The sequence below is a fragment of the Kribbella monticola genome (assembly GCF_003261635.1).
Taxonomy (GTDB): Bacteria; Actinomycetota; Actinomycetes; order Propionibacteriales; family Kribbellaceae; genus Kribbella; species Kribbella monticola.
In genome coordinates, this window is sequence record NZ_QFXK01000018.1 from 149,082 (window position 1) to 165,248 (window position 16,167).

19 protein-coding genes are annotated in these 16,167 nt (G+C 67.5%); 7 read left to right on the forward strand and 12 right to left on the reverse strand.

Annotated features, from left to right (window positions below; genetic code table 11):
- The first annotated feature begins 61 nt into the window (after positions 1 to 61).
- Positions 62 to 2,707, forward strand: coding sequence for a right-handed parallel beta-helix repeat-containing protein (locus tag DIZ26_RS08990; RefSeq protein ID WP_198676001.1), 2,646 nt, complete (start codon positions 62 to 64; stop codon positions 2,705 to 2,707).
- A gap of 132 nt (positions 2,708 to 2,839) precedes the next feature.
- Here DIZ26_RS08990 and DIZ26_RS08995 read toward each other — a convergent pair whose 3' ends face one another.
- Positions 2,840 to 3,505, reverse strand: a complete 666-nt coding sequence (locus DIZ26_RS08995) for a DUF4097 family beta strand repeat-containing protein (RefSeq protein WP_112239323.1) — start codon at positions 3,503 to 3,505, stop codon at positions 2,840 to 2,842.
- A gap of 281 nt (positions 3,506 to 3,786) precedes the next feature.
- Here DIZ26_RS08995 and DIZ26_RS09000 point away from each other — a divergent pair, with 281 nt between their 5' ends.
- From DIZ26_RS09000 to DIZ26_RS09015, 4 genes are all read left to right on the forward strand, one after another.
- The gene (locus DIZ26_RS09000) at positions 3,787 to 3,960 is read left to right on the forward strand and encodes a zinc-binding dehydrogenase (protein WP_198676002.1); all 174 of its coding nucleotides are present in this window, start codon (positions 3,787 to 3,789) and stop codon (positions 3,958 to 3,960) included.
- A gap of 76 nt (positions 3,961 to 4,036) precedes the next feature.
- Positions 4,037 to 4,591, forward strand: coding sequence for a TetR/AcrR family transcriptional regulator (locus DIZ26_RS09005; protein WP_198676003.1), 555 nt, complete (start codon positions 4,037 to 4,039; stop codon positions 4,589 to 4,591).
- Complete coding sequence (locus DIZ26_RS09010) at positions 4,584 to 5,297, forward strand: ABC transporter ATP-binding protein (RefSeq protein WP_112239262.1); 714 nt, start codon at positions 4,584 to 4,586, stop codon at positions 5,295 to 5,297. Before DIZ26_RS09005 ends, DIZ26_RS09010 begins: the two co-directional genes overlap by 8 nt.
- The gene (locus DIZ26_RS09015; protein ID WP_112239264.1) at positions 5,294 to 6,049 is read left to right on the forward strand and encodes an ABC transporter permease; all 756 of its coding nucleotides are present in this window, start codon (positions 5,294 to 5,296) and stop codon (positions 6,047 to 6,049) included. The genes DIZ26_RS09010 and DIZ26_RS09015 overlap by 4 nt, the downstream gene beginning before the upstream one ends.
- Here DIZ26_RS09015 and DIZ26_RS09020 read toward each other — a convergent pair.
- From DIZ26_RS09020 to DIZ26_RS09030, 3 genes are read right to left on the reverse strand one after another with little or no spacing between them, the layout of a single operon-like run.
- Positions 6,046 to 6,606 (reverse strand): hypothetical protein, encoded by a 561-nt coding sequence (locus DIZ26_RS09020; RefSeq protein ID WP_112239266.1) that lies wholly within the window; start codon positions 6,604 to 6,606, stop codon positions 6,046 to 6,048. The genes DIZ26_RS09015 and DIZ26_RS09020 overlap by 4 nt on opposite strands.
- 38 nt (positions 6,607 to 6,644) lie before the next feature.
- Positions 6,645 to 7,934, reverse strand: a complete 1,290-nt coding sequence (locus tag DIZ26_RS09025; protein ID WP_112239268.1) for an ArsB/NhaD family transporter — start codon at positions 7,932 to 7,934, stop codon at positions 6,645 to 6,647.
- A gap of 19 nt (positions 7,935 to 7,953) precedes the next feature.
- Positions 7,954 to 8,400: a CBS domain-containing protein gene (locus DIZ26_RS09030; protein ID WP_112239270.1), complete on the reverse strand. Its 447-nt coding sequence runs from the start codon at positions 8,398 to 8,400 to the stop codon at positions 7,954 to 7,956.
- A 381-nt stretch (positions 8,401 to 8,781) separates the two neighbouring features.
- Between DIZ26_RS09030 and DIZ26_RS09035 the strand changes: the two genes are divergently transcribed.
- Positions 8,782 to 9,105, forward strand: a complete 324-nt coding sequence (locus DIZ26_RS09035) for a hypothetical protein (RefSeq protein WP_112239272.1) — start codon at positions 8,782 to 8,784, stop codon at positions 9,103 to 9,105.
- A gap of 47 nt (positions 9,106 to 9,152) precedes the next feature.
- Here the strand turns inward: DIZ26_RS09035 and DIZ26_RS09040 are convergent, their stop codons facing one another.
- Positions 9,153 to 9,863, reverse strand: coding sequence for a hypothetical protein (locus DIZ26_RS09040; RefSeq protein WP_112239274.1), 711 nt, complete (start codon positions 9,861 to 9,863; stop codon positions 9,153 to 9,155).
- Positions 9,864 to 9,992: 129 nt separating this feature from the next.
- Here DIZ26_RS09040 and DIZ26_RS38230 point away from each other — a divergent pair, with 129 nt between their 5' ends.
- Positions 9,993 to 11,336: a LuxR C-terminal-related transcriptional regulator gene (locus DIZ26_RS38230; RefSeq protein ID WP_232828211.1), complete on the forward strand. Its 1,344-nt coding sequence runs from the start codon at positions 9,993 to 9,995 to the stop codon at positions 11,334 to 11,336.
- A gap of 185 nt (positions 11,337 to 11,521) precedes the next feature.
- On the opposite strand, the gene DIZ26_RS09050 is transcribed toward DIZ26_RS38230, so the two are convergent.
- From DIZ26_RS09050 to DIZ26_RS38840, 7 genes are all read right to left on the reverse strand, one after another.
- Positions 11,522 to 11,965, reverse strand: coding sequence for a VOC family protein (locus DIZ26_RS09050; protein ID WP_112239276.1), 444 nt, complete (start codon positions 11,963 to 11,965; stop codon positions 11,522 to 11,524).
- A 115-nt stretch (positions 11,966 to 12,080) separates the two neighbouring features.
- A complete protein-coding gene (locus DIZ26_RS09055) occupies positions 12,081 to 13,007 on the reverse strand; it encodes a universal stress protein (RefSeq protein WP_112239278.1) in 927 nt (308 codons plus the stop codon).
- A 106-nt stretch (positions 13,008 to 13,113) separates the two neighbouring features.
- Positions 13,114 to 14,124, reverse strand: coding sequence for an alcohol dehydrogenase AdhP (gene adhP / locus DIZ26_RS09060; protein ID WP_112239280.1), 1,011 nt, complete (start codon positions 14,122 to 14,124; stop codon positions 13,114 to 13,116).
- A gap of 133 nt (positions 14,125 to 14,257) precedes the next feature.
- A complete protein-coding gene (locus DIZ26_RS09065) occupies positions 14,258 to 15,115 on the reverse strand; it encodes a universal stress protein (RefSeq protein ID WP_198676004.1) in 858 nt (285 codons plus the stop codon).
- 130 nt (positions 15,116 to 15,245) lie between these two features.
- Positions 15,246 to 15,653 carry a universal stress protein gene (locus DIZ26_RS09070; RefSeq protein ID WP_157979656.1) on the reverse strand — a complete coding sequence of 136 codons (408 nt, stop codon included), beginning with the start codon at positions 15,651 to 15,653 and terminating at the stop codon, positions 15,246 to 15,248.
- Complete coding sequence (locus tag DIZ26_RS09075) at positions 15,631 to 15,924, reverse strand: hypothetical protein (RefSeq protein ID WP_112239286.1); 294 nt, start codon at positions 15,922 to 15,924, stop codon at positions 15,631 to 15,633. Before DIZ26_RS09075 ends, DIZ26_RS09070 begins: the two co-directional genes overlap by 23 nt.
- 125 nt (positions 15,925 to 16,049) lie before the next feature.
- Positions 16,050 to 16,166, reverse strand: a complete 117-nt coding sequence (locus tag DIZ26_RS38840) for a universal stress protein (RefSeq protein ID WP_408610219.1) — start codon at positions 16,164 to 16,166, stop codon at positions 16,050 to 16,052.
- Position 16,167: the final 1 nt, after the last annotated feature.

Below are 16,167 nucleotides of genomic sequence, written 5' to 3' on the forward strand. Positions count from 1 at the left end.
TCGCAAACATCATACGTATGTTAACTCTGTCTCGGATACCTCCGACAGGAAGCGATCGAACATGACGTTGACGTCTGAATCACGACGCTCGATGACCAGGCCGAGGAGGCGCAGCTCAGTCGTCCTCGCGCTCCTCGGCACCGCAGCGGTCATCGCGTCAGCGGGGCTCAGTCCGCTGACTGCGCAGGCCGCGCCGGCGACGGTCTACTACACAGCGCCGGACGGCAAGGACTCCGGTCACTGCAGTCAGTCCAAGCCCTGCTCGCTCGAACGAGCTCAGAAGGTGGTCCGGCCGGCCGCGAAGCACGGCGACGTGACCGTGAAACTTGCCGATGGCAACTACCGGCTCAGTACGCCGCTCCGGTTCTCGGCCGAAGACGGCGGCGGCGAGCACACCATCCGCTGGACCGCCGCTCCCGGCGCCCATCCGGTCATCACCGGCGCGTCGAAGGTGACCGGCTGGTCCCGCTCCGACGCGGGCTCCGGGATCTGGGTGGCGAACCCCCCGACCGGTCTCGACACCCGCCAGCTGTACGTGAACGGCGTGATCGCTCCGCGTGCCGCCATCCGGGTCGCCAACGCGGACGTCACCCCGACGGCAACCGGTCTCACCATCAACAACCCCGCCCTCAGGTATCTCGCGACGCTGCCTGACCAGGGACGGATCGAGTTCGAGTCGCTGGGCGACTTCACCAACCGGTATTCGCCGGTGCAGAGCATCAGCCCGACCGAGATCACGATGGCGCAGCCGGCCTGGGACAACAACACCTGGGGCTGGGACACGGTCCAGAGATCCTTCCTGGCCGGACCGAGTTGGTACCTCGACAACTCGCTGAGCTTCCTCACCCAGGTCGGTCAGTGGTACATCGACCCGACGGGCGGGAAGCTCTACTACAAGCCCGCCGACGGCGTCGATCCGAACCAGCTCGACGTGGAGCTGCCTCGGCTGCAGTCCCTGATCAGCATCGGTGGCACGTACGACGAGCCGGTGACCGGACTCGCCTTCGACGGCATCCAGTTCTCCGGCACGTCATGGCTCGGCCCGTCCGTCGACGGGTACGCCGACCAGCAGAACGGTCTCTTCCTCAAGGGCGCCTACGACTACCGTCCCGCCGACGCGTTCACGAGCTGCTCACGCGGCTGCGAGATGTTCGAACGAGCCCGTACGACGTGGTACCAGGAACCGGCCGCAGTGCAGGTGTCGGCCGCCAGCCACATCTCCTTCACCGCGAACACCTTCACCAACCTCGGACAGTCGGCACTGGGAATCGGGAACGACTCGAACGCCACGCTGACCGGACTCGGACTCGGCGCCGCCGACATCGAGGTGGCCGGCAACCGGTTCGTGGAGAACAGCGGCCACGGGGTCGCCGTCGGCGGTGTACTGCCCGACGCGCATCACCCGAGCGATCCGCGGATGACCAATCAGAACATCCTGATCGAGAACAACACGATCAACCGGGTCGCGGTGGACTACAAGGACAACAGCGGCATCCTCAGCACCTACGTCACGAACGCCCGCATCCTCCACAACGAGGTCTCCAACGTCCCGTACGACGGGATCGACACCGGCTACGGCTGGGGCATCAACGACGCCGGCGGCTCGAACGACTACGTCGACCGGGGCTACTACAACTGGAACCCGCTCTACTCGACGCCGACCACTCTCAAGGACAACCGCGTCGAGGGCAACCTCGTGCACAACACCAAGGCACGCTTCGCCGACGGCGGATCGGTCTACAACCTCTCCGCCAGCCCGGGCACCGTGGTGGACAAGAACTACCTGTTCAACATCTCGGGCGTCGGCCTGTACCTCGACGAAGGCTCGCGCTCGATGACGTACGAGAACAACGTGGTCCAGGGCGGTTCGTTCGTGTTCACCAACGCGGGCAGCCTCCGGAACAACACCAGCGACAACCTCATCCAGAACAACTGGTACAACTCCGGCGGAATCTCCGCACCCAACGCCGCCGCACACAACAACAAGCTGATCAACAACGTGAAGATCAGCGGCGCCAACTGGCCCGCGGGCGCGCTTGACGTGATCTGCGCCTCCGGGGTCGCGCCGCAGTACCGGACGTCGCTCAACGCGAACCAGTTCGGCTTCAGCGGCTGCCCGGTCAGCGCACCCGTCAGCCCTGAATTCGCCACGGCGTCCACGGTCAGCTCGTACTTCGGTCAGCGCGGCGGAGCCTTCGGGATCGCGGCCGCCGGGGCCGACGTCTGGGGCGCCGGCGGGCAACACGACGACCAGTTCGGTTCGATCTACCGGGCGGGCTCGTTCGCAGTACAGGCGAGCGTGTCGGCCCGGGTCGTCTCGGTCAACGATGCGAACGCCTGGGCCAAGTCGGGAGTCATGGTCCGCAACGACATTTCGAAGCCGGGAGCCTCGGCCGGGTACGCCGTCGTTGCCGCCACCGCCCGCAACGGCGTCGTCTTCGAGTGGGATTCCAACGGGGACGGCTACCTCGACACCGACGCCCGTGCGAGCGTCGACAGCTACCGGCCCGTGTGGGTGAAACTCGACCGATCCGGTACGTCGTTCAGCGCCTCGTACTCCTATGACGGCCACAACTACGTCCCGATCGGTACGCCGGTGACGCTGGCCACCGCTGCAGCCAAGCAGGACGCGGGGATCTTCTCCACCTCGCACGACGGGACCCAGTCGGCGATCAACCAGTTCGACTCCGTCAGGTTCGCCGGCTAGGTCAAGTCAGCCACCGAAGCCACATTGACTGACCGGCCGCAAACTGCAATCCACTGACGACTGCAGGCCTTCCCACCGGTGGGAAGGCCTGCAGTTGCAGTCTTCGTGGACTTCGGGCAGCCGGTGTGTTTCTCAGAGGCTGCGGGCGACGATGTCGCCGTGCGCGGTGGTCGCCTGGATGGCCAGGTCGGCAGCACCGTCCGCGTTCTTGAGCGAGTTGGCGATCCGGCCGAGGGTCGTCCCGGCGTCCAGCGAAGCCGAGACCCCGTGGGCAGCGTCGATCGACACGTCACCGGACTGAGTACGCAGTACGACCGCCCCGCGGTGGGCCTCCGCGATCCGGATGTCGCCCTTGCTGGTGGTGATCTCGGCCGGCCCGTTGAGACGATTGACCGACACGTCACCGGCAAGCGCGGTGAGGTGGACGCTCGCGGCCTCGTCGACCTCGATCGTGCCGTACGCACCGTCGAACGCCACAGCGCCGAAACGGCCTACCGCCCGGAACTCCGCGGCGGCTGCCTTCCCCTCGATCGTGGAGTCGGTGGGCAGCTGGACGGTGACGTCGACGGACCCCGAGCTGCGGAAATACTGGGTCTTGCCCGAGGCCAGGACCCGCAGTACGCCGTCGGCATACTCGACCGTGGTCTGCTCCGCGGCCTTCACGTCGCGGCTCTTCGAGGCGTCGGCGGGAAGGACCTCGACGGTGATGTCGGCCTGGTCGGCGGCGACGAGGCGGACGCGACCGGCCGGGATGTCCAGTACGGCGGAGATCGGGGCGTCGGCGCGGAAGGTCTGCATGATGTTCTCCTGAAGGTTCGCCCGGGGGCCTCCGCTGATGGAGACGCCTCCGGTGGCTGTGACCGGTGTGCTGGTCACGAGAACTACGATCGCCCGCCGTACTGACACCACCCGGCCAGCGACCTGACACACCCCTGACACCACGGCCTCCTGCGAGGCTTGGTCACAAGAGCGATCGTGGTATGGCACGGCGAATCGCTGTAGCCGATGGCTGAAAACAAGGAGGTCCCTGATGAAGGCGATCGTTGTGAAGCCGAGGCCAGGCCGCTGACGGTCTCGCGGTGGACTTCGTCGTTGAGGCCGACCGCGCCCAGTTGAGCGAGCTCGCGCGCCGGGTCCAGGACGGCAGGCTACGCACGAACATCGGTACGACCACGACGCTCACCGACGCCGTCGCCGCTTTCAACACAACCGACCGAGCCAAGGGAAAGACCGTCATCACCGTCAGTCCCTGACGACCTCCGACCAGGCGGCAACCCTTAGCACCGGCGAGGCATTGCAGGCTTGAATGTTAGTGACTAACATTTGGGAATGGCGTCGAAGAGAGAGCAGACCCGAGAGCGGCTGTTGACGGCTGCGTTGGAGTTGTTCACCGAACGCGGGTACGACGGGACGAGCGTCGGGGAGATCGCGGCTCGCGCCGGGGTGACGGAGATGACGTTCTTCCGGCATTTCCCGGCCAAGGCGAGCCTGCTGGTGGACGACCCGTACGACCCGGTGATCGGCTCCGCGATCGCCGAGCAGCCACCCGCACTGGATCCAATCACTCGCACCGCGCGCGGAATCCGGTCCGCCTGGCAGCAACTCCCCCAGCCGGCGGTCGAGGAGGTACGGGTCCGGCTCCGCATCGTCGCTCAGACCCCTGCCTTGCGGGCGAGTATCGCTTCCGGGACGGCCGCCACCGAAACGGTGATCGCGGGCGCTCTGACCGACGCCGGTACGCCGCGCAGTGAAGCGTTGATCGCTGCGGCGGCGGTGATGGCTGCGCTCAACACCGCGCTGCTCGAGTGGAGTCTGACCGACGACAACGACCTCGGGAAGGCGATCGAGGTCGCGCTGGATGTCTTGGAGGATCGGCGTGGCTGACTCCATGGTCGATGCACGCGGGCTCATCCGCACCTTCGACGACGGCACCGGCGTACGCGGCGTCGACATCTCCGTCGCCCGCGCCGAGATTCACGCGCTCGTGGGGCTGAACGGCGCCGGAAAGTCCACGCTCATGCGGCTACTCCTCGGCATGCTCAGACCGACGGCCGGCACGATCACCATCGCCGGCCGCTCCCCAGCCGACACCGACTGGGCAACCGTCGGGCATCTCGTCGACTACCCCTTGGCCTACAGCGAATTGACCAGCCGGCAGAACCTGACCCTCGGAGCCAGGCTGCACGGCGTCACACCCCACCAGATCGCGAGCATGGTCGAGGCTGTCATCGCCGAACTGCACTTGACGCAGTACGCCGATCGCCGCGCGGGCAAACTGTCGCTGGGCAACCGGCAGCGTCTCGGCCTCGCCTCGGCACTCCAACACGACCCGGCCTTCATCGTCCTCGACGAACCCACCAACGGCCTGGATCCCTCCGGCGTCATCCTCCTCCGGGAGGCACTCCTGCGCCGGGCCGGCAACGGCGCCGCAGTACTGGTCAGCAGCCACCATCTCGACGAGGTCGCCCGGATCGCCGACCGCATCTCGGTCATGAACGCCGGACGGATCATCGGAGCACTCGACCCGCAAGGCATCGACATCGAGCGAGCGTTCTTCGACCTCGTGTACAGCGACGACGTGGCCGCATGATCATCGGGCTCGTCACCGAGTTCACCAAGCTGGCGCACGCCACCGTGGTGCGAGCCACCACTGCGCTCGTCGTACTGGGCATCTCGCTGCTCTGCTCCGCGATGCTGCTCGCAGTCCACACCGACGATCCCCAACTCGCGGCCAAACTCGGCCCCCTCATCGACCCGGGCGGCTGGATCGGCTATCTCACCGTTGCCATCCAGGTGACCGGGGCAGCCGGGTTCGTCGGGTACGGCGTCGTGCTCAGCTGGCTCTTCAGCCGCGAATTCGCCGACGGCACCATCACCGGCCTGTTCGCGATCCCCGTCCCCCGCCCCACCATCGCCGCCGCGAAACTCGTCGTCTACCTCGCCTGGGGACTCATCACCGCCGCGTGCCTCCTGGCGGCACTCGTCGTCCTCGGACTCGCCAACGGCCTGGGCCCCATCCCGGCCGACGCCGTACCGGTCATGGGGCGGCAGTTCGCCCTTTCCCTGTTCACGATCATCCTCGCCACTCCCGCGGCATGGGCAGCCACGCTCGGCCGTTCAGTACTCGCCGGAATCGGCACGACCATCGTCATCCTCGTCCTGTCCCAGGTCAGCGTCATCGCCGGCGCCGACGGCTGGTTCCCCTTCGCCGCCCCCGCCCTCTGGGCGATCCACAGCGACATCACCGTCGGCCCCCTCCAACTAGCACTCGTCGTCCCCGTGGTCGCAGTCAGCGTCACCCTCACCCTCCACTCCTGGCAACACCTCCAACTCGACCGCTAGGCCGGAGGTGGGGGCGGATCGGAGTACCAGCGCCACCAGCTGACACCGCGGCGGCGGGCATCTCTCGTCAGGAGGACCATCGCGAGCACGGTTGTTGCCGAGCCGCCGGCAATCAGCTCACTGGCGAAGCGCGGCGTATCCCGGTTCGCCAGCCACAGTTCGGCGTCTGCTGCAGCAAGAACAGTCGTCGTGTCGGACGGGTCGTAGAGGATGGCCAGTGGCGGGGAATAGCGGCTGCCCGCTGCAGGCGGGTGCATGCCTTCGGGTACGCCGTGAGGATTCTCGTCGTCGAAGTCCGACAGCGGGACAGTACGCGGCATGCCATCAACCCGGAGGGTCACGAGGACGTCGCCGACGATCGGTGAGCCTCGGTTCGGGTAGACGTCCAGCTCCACCTGATCAGCGGCGGTCGGGACACCGTTGGCGAGCAGGTCGCGACTGGTCATTTGCCGAGTGTGGATGTCGATCAGGACACCGAGGCCGACGAATGCCACCACGAGCGCCGGAACCCCAAGCCAGGTGGGTCCGCGGCCGGGCCAGTCGACTCGTCCGCCCATGGTCGCGCCTCCTCTCAATGTTCACGGACTTGCCGGGGTCAGGACAGGACGAAGTAGCGCAGCCATAGGTAGGGGGCGGCGGTGAGGATGGTGATTGCGGTGATGACGACGCCTTTGCGGGTGAATTCCCAGAAGCTGATCGGGTAGCCGGCGCGCAGGGCGATGCCGATGACGACGACGTTCGCGCTGGCGCCGACGGCGGTGGCGTTGCCGCCGAAGTCGGCTCCCGCGGCGAGCGCCCACCACAGGGCGTGCGCGTGGGCGTGGTTGGTCACGCCTTTGGTCAGTTCGAGCACGACCGGGCTCATCGTCGCGACGTACGGGATGTTGTCGACGATCCCGGACAACACCGCGGACACGAACAGGATCAGCATCACCGCGACCAGCGGCCTGCCCCCGGTCGCATCGCCGACCACTTCGGCGAGATTGGCGATGACGCCGGTCTTGACCAGAGCGCCGACCATGACGAACAGGCCCGCGAAGAACAGCAGGGTCTGCCATTCGACGCTGCCCATGTAGTCCTTGGTCGGGACCTTCGAGATCAAGACGAGCAGGCCGGCTCCGAGCAGCGCGACGACGGCCGGCTCGACGTGGAACAGTGCGTGTCCGACGAAGCCGATCAGTACGGCGAGCAGGACCGCGCCGCTTTTGATCAGCAGCCGGGAGTCCTGGATCGCTTCCCGCTCGTTCAGCCGCAGAACGTTGTGGACTTTGTCCGGGTCGACGGCGAAGGAGCCTTTGAACAGCCGGGGCAGGACGAGCGTGAACACGGCCAGCTCGATCGCCACCAGCGGGGTGAGGTGGATCAGGAAGTCGTTGAACGTCAACCCGGACCGGCTGGCGATGATGATGTTGGGCGGGTCGCCGATCAGCGTGGCGGTGCCGCCGATGTTCGAAGCCATCACCTCGGCGATCAGGAACGGCACCGGATCGACGCCCAGCCGTTCACACACCAGCAGCGTCACCGGCGCGATCAGCAGCACCGTGGTGACGTTGTCCAGGAACGCCGACGCGATCGCGGTGATCAGCCTAAGCAGGATCATCACCCGCAGCGGCGACCCCTTGGCCCGCTTGGCCGCCCAGATCGCGACGTACTCGAACACACCGGTACGGCGGAGTACGCCGACGATGATCATCATGCCCAGGAGCAGGAAGATGACGTTCCAGTCGACGCCGGTCTCCTGCGAGTAGAACGCGTGCTCGGAGTCGGTGACGCCGAAAGCGAGCAGCACTGCCGCCCCACCGAGTGCCGCCAGCAGCTTGTGAGTCCATTCGGTCGCGATCAGCACGTAGGCGACGACGAATACGACGACAGCGATCACTGTCATGTGATCACCTGGGCAGCGGTCAGTGGGGTGTGACGACCAGTTCCAGCAGGCGGGACGCGGTGATCGCGCCGATGATCTTGCGGCCTTTCATGACCGCGACCAGTGGGCAGCGTAGCCGGGCCATGATCGCCGCCACCTCGAGGACGGTGTCGTCGTGGTTCACCACCGGCAACTCCACCGGGTCCGACGGCAACAACCGCCGGACGGGTACGTTCGCGAGCTTGTCGGCGACCTGGTCGGCCAGCGATTCGTCGATCACCCGGGCCAGTGATGGGTCGTCCTGGACATAGCTCGGCACGAGGAACCGCACTACCTGCGAGGCCGGCAGAACCGAGTGCGGCTCGCCCTTGGAGTCCACGACGATCAACCCGGGCAACCGGCGTACGGCAAGCAACTCCACAGCCTCGCGGGCAGCCGAATCCAGACCGACCACCGGAAACTCTTCGGCCATCTGCTCTGCGTGCACACCCGCACCCTACGCCGCGACCGCAGCAACCACGCCGCACCAGCTCATACGCGATCATGAGCGCCACACCGCCTCCAGAGTCGTCAACCAGCCCGCACTCCCAACAGGGACGGGCACTGCCGACCAGACTTCCCGGCGCTCCAGCCCCAACCCTGCCCCATCGACAGGCCCGAGCGCAAACAATCTCCCTTGCTGCAGGCAACGAACGCTGCAACGATCAGGCAACCAAGCCGGCAGCGTGTAACACCCACGCCCACTCCGCAGATACAACCAGTGAGTCCGAACCACCAGCGGCGCACGCAGGCGACCGCGGACTCAACAAGGTGTGCCGGGAAGCCTGGTCGGCGACGGATTCAGCGACCCCGCGAAAGGCACCCGAAGATGCACACCAGCAACGTGAAAGTCCTCCGCGGCCCCCTCACCTTCTGGGGATGGAAAGCACGCCTCGTCCTCGACGGCGACACCGTCACCATCGAGGAAGACGGCGGCGGACGGAGCATGGTCGTCGGCCTCGCCGAGGTGAAGCGGGCATCGTTCAACTCCACCAACGGTCTGTGGGCTCTCCGGCTCCGCGACGGCAGACGGCTCTGGCTGCAGTCAGCAGGAGCACTCCTCTCCGCCGACCGCACCCCGGACGGCGAAACAACCAACCGCCTGATCACCGCGCGCCTGATCCACCACAAGATCCGAGTCTTCGGCGTCTGAAACACCAAGCCCTGTCGACGGTCAGCCCTCTGAGGGGTGGCGACGGGTTACTGCGTGGGGCCGGTTGTCCGGTCCGCCGGCTGGACCCGCGCCAGGTCGGGGTGCCTTCGCCGGTACGCGGCCACGGCGACGACGCTGAGGGCCCAGAGCGTGATGCCCATTCCGCCGACTGCGAAAAGGCCGTCCAGCGCGTCTGTGAACGGGATCGTGACGGCTGCCGCGGCGAAGCTGGCGCCTCCGACCGTGCCGAGGACGGCGGTCAAGCGGTTGCCGAGGTTGCCCGTCACGCCGGCGACGAGGGCGAGCAGCGCGATGCCGAGCGCCCATGGGGCGTCGGCGAGCGTCTCGTCGACAGTCATGAAGACACTCAGCGCGCTCGACCGCCCATCGGCGATGGAGTCGGCGCCCAGAGGTGCGAGCAGGTGGGGAACCATCGCGGATGTTGTCAGGGCCGAGACCACGACCATCACACGGACGATGCGTCGGGTGATCGGCGCCAGCTCCGGGCGGCCCCGCAACCGTAGGAAGGCGACCGTGAACAAGGCGAACGCGGCCAGCAGGCCCAGGTGCGCGGGGTACCAGCTGCTCTGGAGCAGCATGTGGTGCAACTGGGCGACCTTGTTGCCGGTGCCGTTGTCATTGGGGTGCAAGGCCCCGCCGAGGTTGAACGCCACCGCGGCGCCGGCCAGGGCGGCGATGGTCCCGCCGTCCAGGGTGAGGCGGCGCGAGCGGGCGGGCGAGTCGAGGTTGGTGGTCATGACCTTTCCCTTCGTTGGAGGGCTCCACGATCTGCCGACGCCCGTGTTCGCCGGTACGGGGTTGTCCCTGTAATTGCGAAGCAGGGTGTTTCCGGTACGGCGGCTGTCGTTTGTGTCACGATCAGTTGCGTGACGAAGTCAGCTCGGCGGGAGATGCTCTCGCTGGTCGCTGCGAGCTTCGCGTGTGTCTTGGTCGCGGTGGGCTTCACCCGGGGTATCTGGTGGAGCAACCTCCACAACGGCATCCTCGGCATCACCCTCTCTCTGGTGGGTGCCTGGTTCGCGGCCGAGCGGCCGCGCAGCCGCGAGGGCGATCTCTTCCTGGCCGCCGGCCTGGTCGAGGCGGTCATGTTCGCCGGCCGTCAGATCGGCCACACGGCAGCCGGAACCGGCTCCTCATGGCTGGGCTGGCTCGGTGTTTGGCCGATCGTCGTCGGCATGCTGGTGACGACCTTCGCCGTGGTCTGTTTCCCCGAGGGTCACCTGCCCTCGCGCCGGTGGCGGCCGGCCGTCGTGGTCGCCTGCGTGCTCGCCGCGGTCTCTGCCATGCTCTCCGCCCTGTGGCCGGTCGAGTGGGCGTCGGCAGGGCTCACGGGACCGCCGCCGTTCAGCCTGCCGGGACGGGCAACGGCTGCGGTCGTCTGGCAGATCGTGGCCCATCCGCTGTACCTCGTGCTCCAGATCTCGTGGGTCGTCGCGGTTGCGGTGCGATGGCGCACGGGCCGCAGCCGCGCACCGCTCCTCGGTCTGCTCCTCGGAGTCGCCATCGCCTTCGTGGTGCTCGTGGTGGGGGTGATAGCGGTGGGCTCGACGACGCCGGGGCTGGTCACGGTGTCGCTGATCCCGCTGGTCGCTGGGTGGTCAGCCCTCTACGGCCACGTGCTCGGGCGGTACCACGCGCTGTCCTGGCTCACGGATGCGCACAAGCGGCAGGCAGAGCTGCCCACGGCGCTGGCCCGGACCGCCGCGGAGGCGCTGGACGCACCAGGAGCCACCGTGTGGATGGGCGACGAGTCGGCGCTGCACGCCGTGGGCGTTTGGCCCGAAACCGACGACGACCCCGCGCCGTGTCCGCTGGACGCGCTTCCCGAGCGCGCGTGGCCGGTCAGTTCCGGCGGTCGGGTGGTGGGCGCACTCGTCGTACCAAGAGTCACGGTCCTCACGCGCAGTGAGGAGCGGATGATGCAGGACCTCGGTGCCCAGGCGGCTCTGCTCCTGGACCGGCTCACGCTGGCCGAGGTGGTTCGGCGGGAGACGAGCGCCGGCCACCTCCAGCACCTTTCACCGCGGGAGCGTGAGGTCCTCGAGCTCATGGCGCGCGGGCTGAGCAATGCAGCGATCTGCCAGGAGCTGCACCTGAGTGTGAAGACGGTCGAACCGCTCATCGGCACCGTCTTCCGCAAGCTCGGGTTGCACGCCGATCCGACCGTGAACCGCCGTGTGCTCGCGGCCCTGGAGTACCACCGCGGCTGACGCCAAGACCTCAACCCGCGTGGACCAAGCCGATTGGCTCTCGGACTCCCGGAGTACCGACGCAGGTGAGGCTCGCTGCTGTGCGCCCCGGAAGAGAAATTTGCTCTGGTACTGCGATTGACGATGAGCATGGTCGAACCGGCTCCGCCGTACGTCTTCGCCAGGGGTCTCCCCACCGGCAGCCCTTAGTTGATATCGAATTCGTTGCCTTCCGGGTCGGTCATGGCGACGGCGTAGTGGTCCAGGCCTTCTTCGGTGAGGGTGTTCAGGCGGGTGGCGCCGAGGGCGACGAGCCGAGCCGCCTCGGCATCGACACGTTCGCGCCTGATGTCGAGGGACGAGCCACGGCCGCCGCTCGCGTTCACGTCGATATGGATGCGGTTCTTGACCGTCTTCTCGTCAGGGACGATCTGGAACCAGATCCGCGGCCCTTCACCGTTCGGATCCGCGATGCTGTCCGCACCGATTCCGAGCTCTTCCTCCGGCACACCGATCGACCGGTAGAAGTCGTCCCAGGAGTCGAATCCCTCCGGCGGCGGCTCGATCACGTAATGCAACGCCTCTGCCCAGAACCGAGCCAACGGCTCAGGCTCCCGACAGTCGATCACCAGTTGATATGACACTGCCATCAAAAACCTCCAGGAGTTGTCCGATTTCTCAACCCTGGCAGGCCGCGCCGACATTTCCGGATCGACTTGAGGAAGCGCCGGCCGGTGAGGGCTTGCAAGATGCAGAGCAGCGTGATCAATAAGTTGTGGTGACGGCGTCTGGTGGGGTGGGGATTTCGCGGTGGTGGCGGTTGCGTTCGGCGGGGGTGATGTGGTGGGCGACGATGGCGACCGGGCAGGTCATCTCGGCGATGGTGCGGCGGGCGATCGGGTCGCCGATGGGCAAGGGGCCGGTGTGAGCGCCAATGACGAGCAGAGCGGCGTGCTCGCTTTCCCGGGCCAAGGTGGCCACGACGGGACGGGTGGTCAGCAGCCTGGTGACGTTGACCTGCGGGTACTCCTCGTCCCAGCCGGCCAGCGTTTCGGACACGGTCAGAGCGGCGCGTTCGTGCCACGTGCCGTCGTCCACTGCCAGCCTTCGGTACGGAACGTGGTGGGAGTGCACCACCGTCAAGTCGTTGCCATGATCAACGGCGGCCCGGAACGCGAACTCGACCGCTTCCAGTGACAACGACGTACCGTCGATCCCGACCACGACGCCGTGCTCGGCCGGGTTCGGCCGCCAGCCGGCCGGTACCACGACCACCGGACAGCCGGCCCGCCCGGCCAGCGCGAGGTTGCCCTGCGCGGAGATGACGCCGGCCGGACCATGGTCGTGCTCACGCGCGACCACCAGCATCCGCGCGGAACGCGCCGCCTGTTGCAGCACCTTCAACCGCGAACCCTCCCGGGCAACCGCGCCGACCTTCAGCTCGTCACCGCATTGCCGCCGCACCCGCGCGAGCGCCACCCGCAACCTCTCCTCGGCCCCCTCCGCCGGCGCCAGCGGGTCATACAGCGGCATCATCGGGGTGTACGTCGAATACCTGTGGTACGGCGCGATCAGCACCAGCTCAGCTCCGGCATTCAACGCGACCTCACCGGCATAGCCGACGGCACGCAACCCATCCGCACTGCCGTCGACCTCGGCCACGACAGGTCCCGTACGCGTCCAGCTACTCATCTCAATGCCTCCTCCTGGCTATCACCAGCATGCTCGGCCACACCCCGTACGCCGCAGGGCCACCAGACCCCTTTTCAACGGGCCTGATGGCACCCCAGCCACAACCTCAGAACTCGAAGACCAGCCGGGCAGGAACCTGACCGGCGAGTACCTCGGCCACGGACTCGTTGACCTGTTCGATGCGGCGGCCCTCGGCGATCACCTTGGTCAGACCGGCGGCGTGCATCGCGAAGACCTCGGCGAGGTCCTGCCGCGTCCCGACGATGGAACCCACGATCGAGATGCCCTTGAGGACGGTCTCGAAGATCGGGATCTGCATCGTTCCCTCGGCCGGCAGCGCCACACAGATCAGCCGGCCACCCGGGCGCAGCGACCGGAAGGCCTGCTCGAAGGCACGCGGCGTCACCGCGAACGCCAGCGCGACGTCCGCACCACCGAGCGCCTGGATCGCCTCGACGGGATCTTGCCGGCCGGCGTCGACGACGTACGTCGCACCGAGTTCCTTGGCCAGATCGAGCTTGTTCTGAGCCAGGTCGACACCGATCACCGTCGCCCCGACGATCCGCGCGTACTGCACGGCCAGGTGACCGAGGCCGCCGACCCCGAACACCGCGACCTTCTCGGTCGGCTGCACGTTCGCAACCTTGACCGCCTTGTACGACGTGACGCCGGCGCACGTCAGCGGTGCAGCATCGAACGCGGTCACACCGTCGGGTACAGCAACGGTGTACTTCGCGCTGGCGACCGCGTACTCCGCCCAGCCACCGTCGACGGAATAGCCGCTGTTGGTCTGCGACTGGCACAACGTCTCGCGGCCGTCGATGCAGTAGCGGCACTCGCCACAAGCACTGCCCAGCCACGCGATCGCCACCCGATCACCCACCTGATGGGACGTGACCCCGTCCCCGAGTCGCTCGACGAGCCCGACGCCTTCGTGACCCGGCACGAAGGGTGGCTGCGGCTTGACGGGCCAGTCGCCGTGCGCGGCGTGGATGTCGGTGTGGCAGAGCCCGCAGGTCTCCAGCCGCACCAGGATCTGCCCCTCCCCCGGCGCCGGAACGGCCCGGTCCTGGATCTCCAACGGGGCACCGAATTCGGTCACTACAGCGGCTTTCATGATGTCGTCCTACCTGTCGTTCGGGAACGTTGACAGTTCGACTCTCGCCGCAAGCCACCGATCACCGTAGAGCCCGATGTCCCGGTGCTGCGGCCAAAGGTCCCGCCCTCGATCGATGACAGGGGGGTGGGTGTCATCGCTCGTCGTTGGGCGGGCGTACTACGACGACTGGGCAGGCGGCGTGGTGGAGCAGGTTCTGGCTGACCGAGCCGAGGAGGAGGCCCCTGACCCCGCCGCGACCTCGCGAGCCGACAACGACCATCGAGCAGCCGCTGCTGCGTTCGGTCAGTACTACGGACGCGCGGCCGGTGACGACCTCAGCTCGCACCCGCACACCCGGATACTTGTCGCGGTACGGCGCGAGGCTCTCGGCCAGCCAGTCCCGCAACAGCTTCTCCGCCTCGTCGATCGACACCTCGTTGCGGGCGAGAGGCTGCCAGCAGTAGACGACTTGCAGGTCGCTGCCGGTCCGCTGCGCCTGTTCGAAACCGAACCGCACGGCAGAGTCGGAATCGTCGGAGCCGTCCGTGCCGACCAGGATCGGCCCGTCCGCCGGCGTACCACGGACCACGACGACCGGGCACGGCGCCTTCGCCGTCACCGCGGTCGCGACCGAACCCAGCACAGCAGCACCCAGCTTGGTGCTGACCCTCGACCCGAGCACGATCAGCTCCGCCTGCGGCGCCTCGGTCAAGATCGCGTCCGCCGCCGGATAGTTGGCCAGCCAACCGGAACCGTTCTCGTAACCGAGCCGGTCACGCACTATGTCGACATCAGCATCGAGCTCGGCCTGATACCGGTCCGCCTGCGACGCAGGAACAAATCCCTCCGCCCCGATCGCCGGCCACTGAGCCACCTGGTCCAGGTAGGCACGAACGATCCGTACGCCGGTACCGCGCGCGGCCGCCGCCTGGATCCCCCAGCGCAGCGCCACCTGGCTCTCCGGCGTCCCATCGACTCCGACCAGCACAAACTTCGGCTCACTCTTCATGATCATTCCTTCGGTCGCTCGGAAAAGGTCGGGAGACTTCTTGGCCGGCAAGGCATCTTGGCGCCGCTCAGCCGAGGTGATGACCGCCCGGCAGCTGAGGCGTTCGGGCCCGGTCGCCACCATCACTGGGTCAGTAGGTCGGTACTACAACGTCGGCAGCCGGCTCGACGGTGCGCAGGCGTTGTGCGCGCTCCTCGGCTGTCACGCGATGCGGGACGATCGCGACCGGGCAGGCCATTGCGGCGACGGCCCGGCGTGCGATCGGATCGCCGATCGGGAGCCGGCCGGCCCGCGCTCCCAGGACGACCAGCCCGGCCTGTGCACCCTCGTGGACCAATGCCTCGACCACCGGCTTGGCTGTCAGGAAGCGCGTCACTTTCACCTCGGGGTACTCGTCGGCCCAGCCGGCCAGCGTCTCCGACACGGTCAGGTCGCCACGGCGTACCCAGGAGCTCTCGAGGTCGCCGTCGGCGGGGTCGTGCCGCGGCGCGTGCTGCGCGTGCACCACGGTGAGGTCACCCTCGCGATCGGCGGCCACCCGGAAGGCGAACTCGACCGCCTCCAGCGGGCAGAACCTTCAGCCGGGCGCCCTGTTCCGAGACCGCCGTGATCTGCAGGGTGTAGCCGTAGTGATGGCGGATGTGCGCGACAGCCGCGCGCAAGGCGGCGTCGGCCATCTCGGCCGGCGGCTTGGGCTGGTAGCCGGGCGTCATCGGGTTGTACGAGCTGTGCGCTTGGTAAGGCGCCACAAGCACCAACTCGGCGCCGGAGCGTACTGCCTCCAGGCAGGCGTAGTCGACTCTGCACAAGGACCTTCGACCCCACCCCGGTCCGGTGGCTACGAGGTCCAGGCACAGCCATCGGCGGTCCAGGCACAGCATTGGATGGTGCCGTGCGGCTGGAGTCCAACCAGCCGCACGGCACCGTGCTGGAACTACGCGCGCCCCTCCACGCCGGCCCCAGCTGATCTGGCGTTCTCGTCGGCGAGGTGCACGACGGCGACCGGGCAGGTCGCGTGCTGCAGAACGCCGCGCGCGACCGAGCCGAGCAGG

Coding starts and splice junctions, on each gene's coding strand:
- DIZ26_RS08995 (WP_112239323.1), bottom strand. CDS start 3,505: ATGCAGACCTTCCGCGCCGACGCCCCGATCTCCGCCGTACTGGACATC.
- DIZ26_RS09025 (WP_112239268.1), bottom strand. CDS start 7,934: ATGACAGTGATCGCTGTCGTCGTATTCGTCGTCGCCTACGTGCTGATC.
- DIZ26_RS09020 (WP_112239266.1), bottom strand. CDS start 6,606: ATGGGCGGACGAGTCGACTGGCCCGGCCGCGGACCCACCTGGCTTGGG.
- DIZ26_RS09005 (WP_198676003.1), top strand. CDS start 4,037: ATGGCGTCGAAGAGAGAGCAGACCCGAGAGCGGCTGTTGACGGCTGCG.
- DIZ26_RS08990 (WP_198676001.1), top strand. CDS start 62: ATGACGTTGACGTCTGAATCACGACGCTCGATGACCAGGCCGAGGAGG.
- DIZ26_RS09055 (WP_112239278.1), bottom strand. CDS start 13,007: ATGAGTAGCTGGACGCGTACGGGACCTGTCGTGGCCGAGGTCGACGGC.
- adhP (WP_112239280.1), bottom strand. CDS start 14,124: ATGAAAGCCGCTGTAGTGACCGAATTCGGTGCCCCGTTGGAGATCCAG.
- DIZ26_RS09040 (WP_112239274.1), bottom strand. CDS start 9,863: ATGACCACCAACCTCGACTCGCCCGCCCGCTCGCGCCGCCTCACCCTG.
- DIZ26_RS09065 (WP_198676004.1), bottom strand. CDS start 15,115: ATGAAGAGTGAGCCGAAGTTTGTGCTGGTCGGAGTCGATGGGACGCCG.
- DIZ26_RS09035 (WP_112239272.1), top strand. CDS start 8,782: ATGCACACCAGCAACGTGAAAGTCCTCCGCGGCCCCCTCACCTTCTGG.
- DIZ26_RS09015 (WP_112239264.1), top strand. CDS start 5,294: ATGATCATCGGGCTCGTCACCGAGTTCACCAAGCTGGCGCACGCCACC.
- DIZ26_RS09050 (WP_112239276.1), bottom strand. CDS start 11,965: ATGGCAGTGTCATATCAACTGGTGATCGACTGTCGGGAGCCTGAGCCG.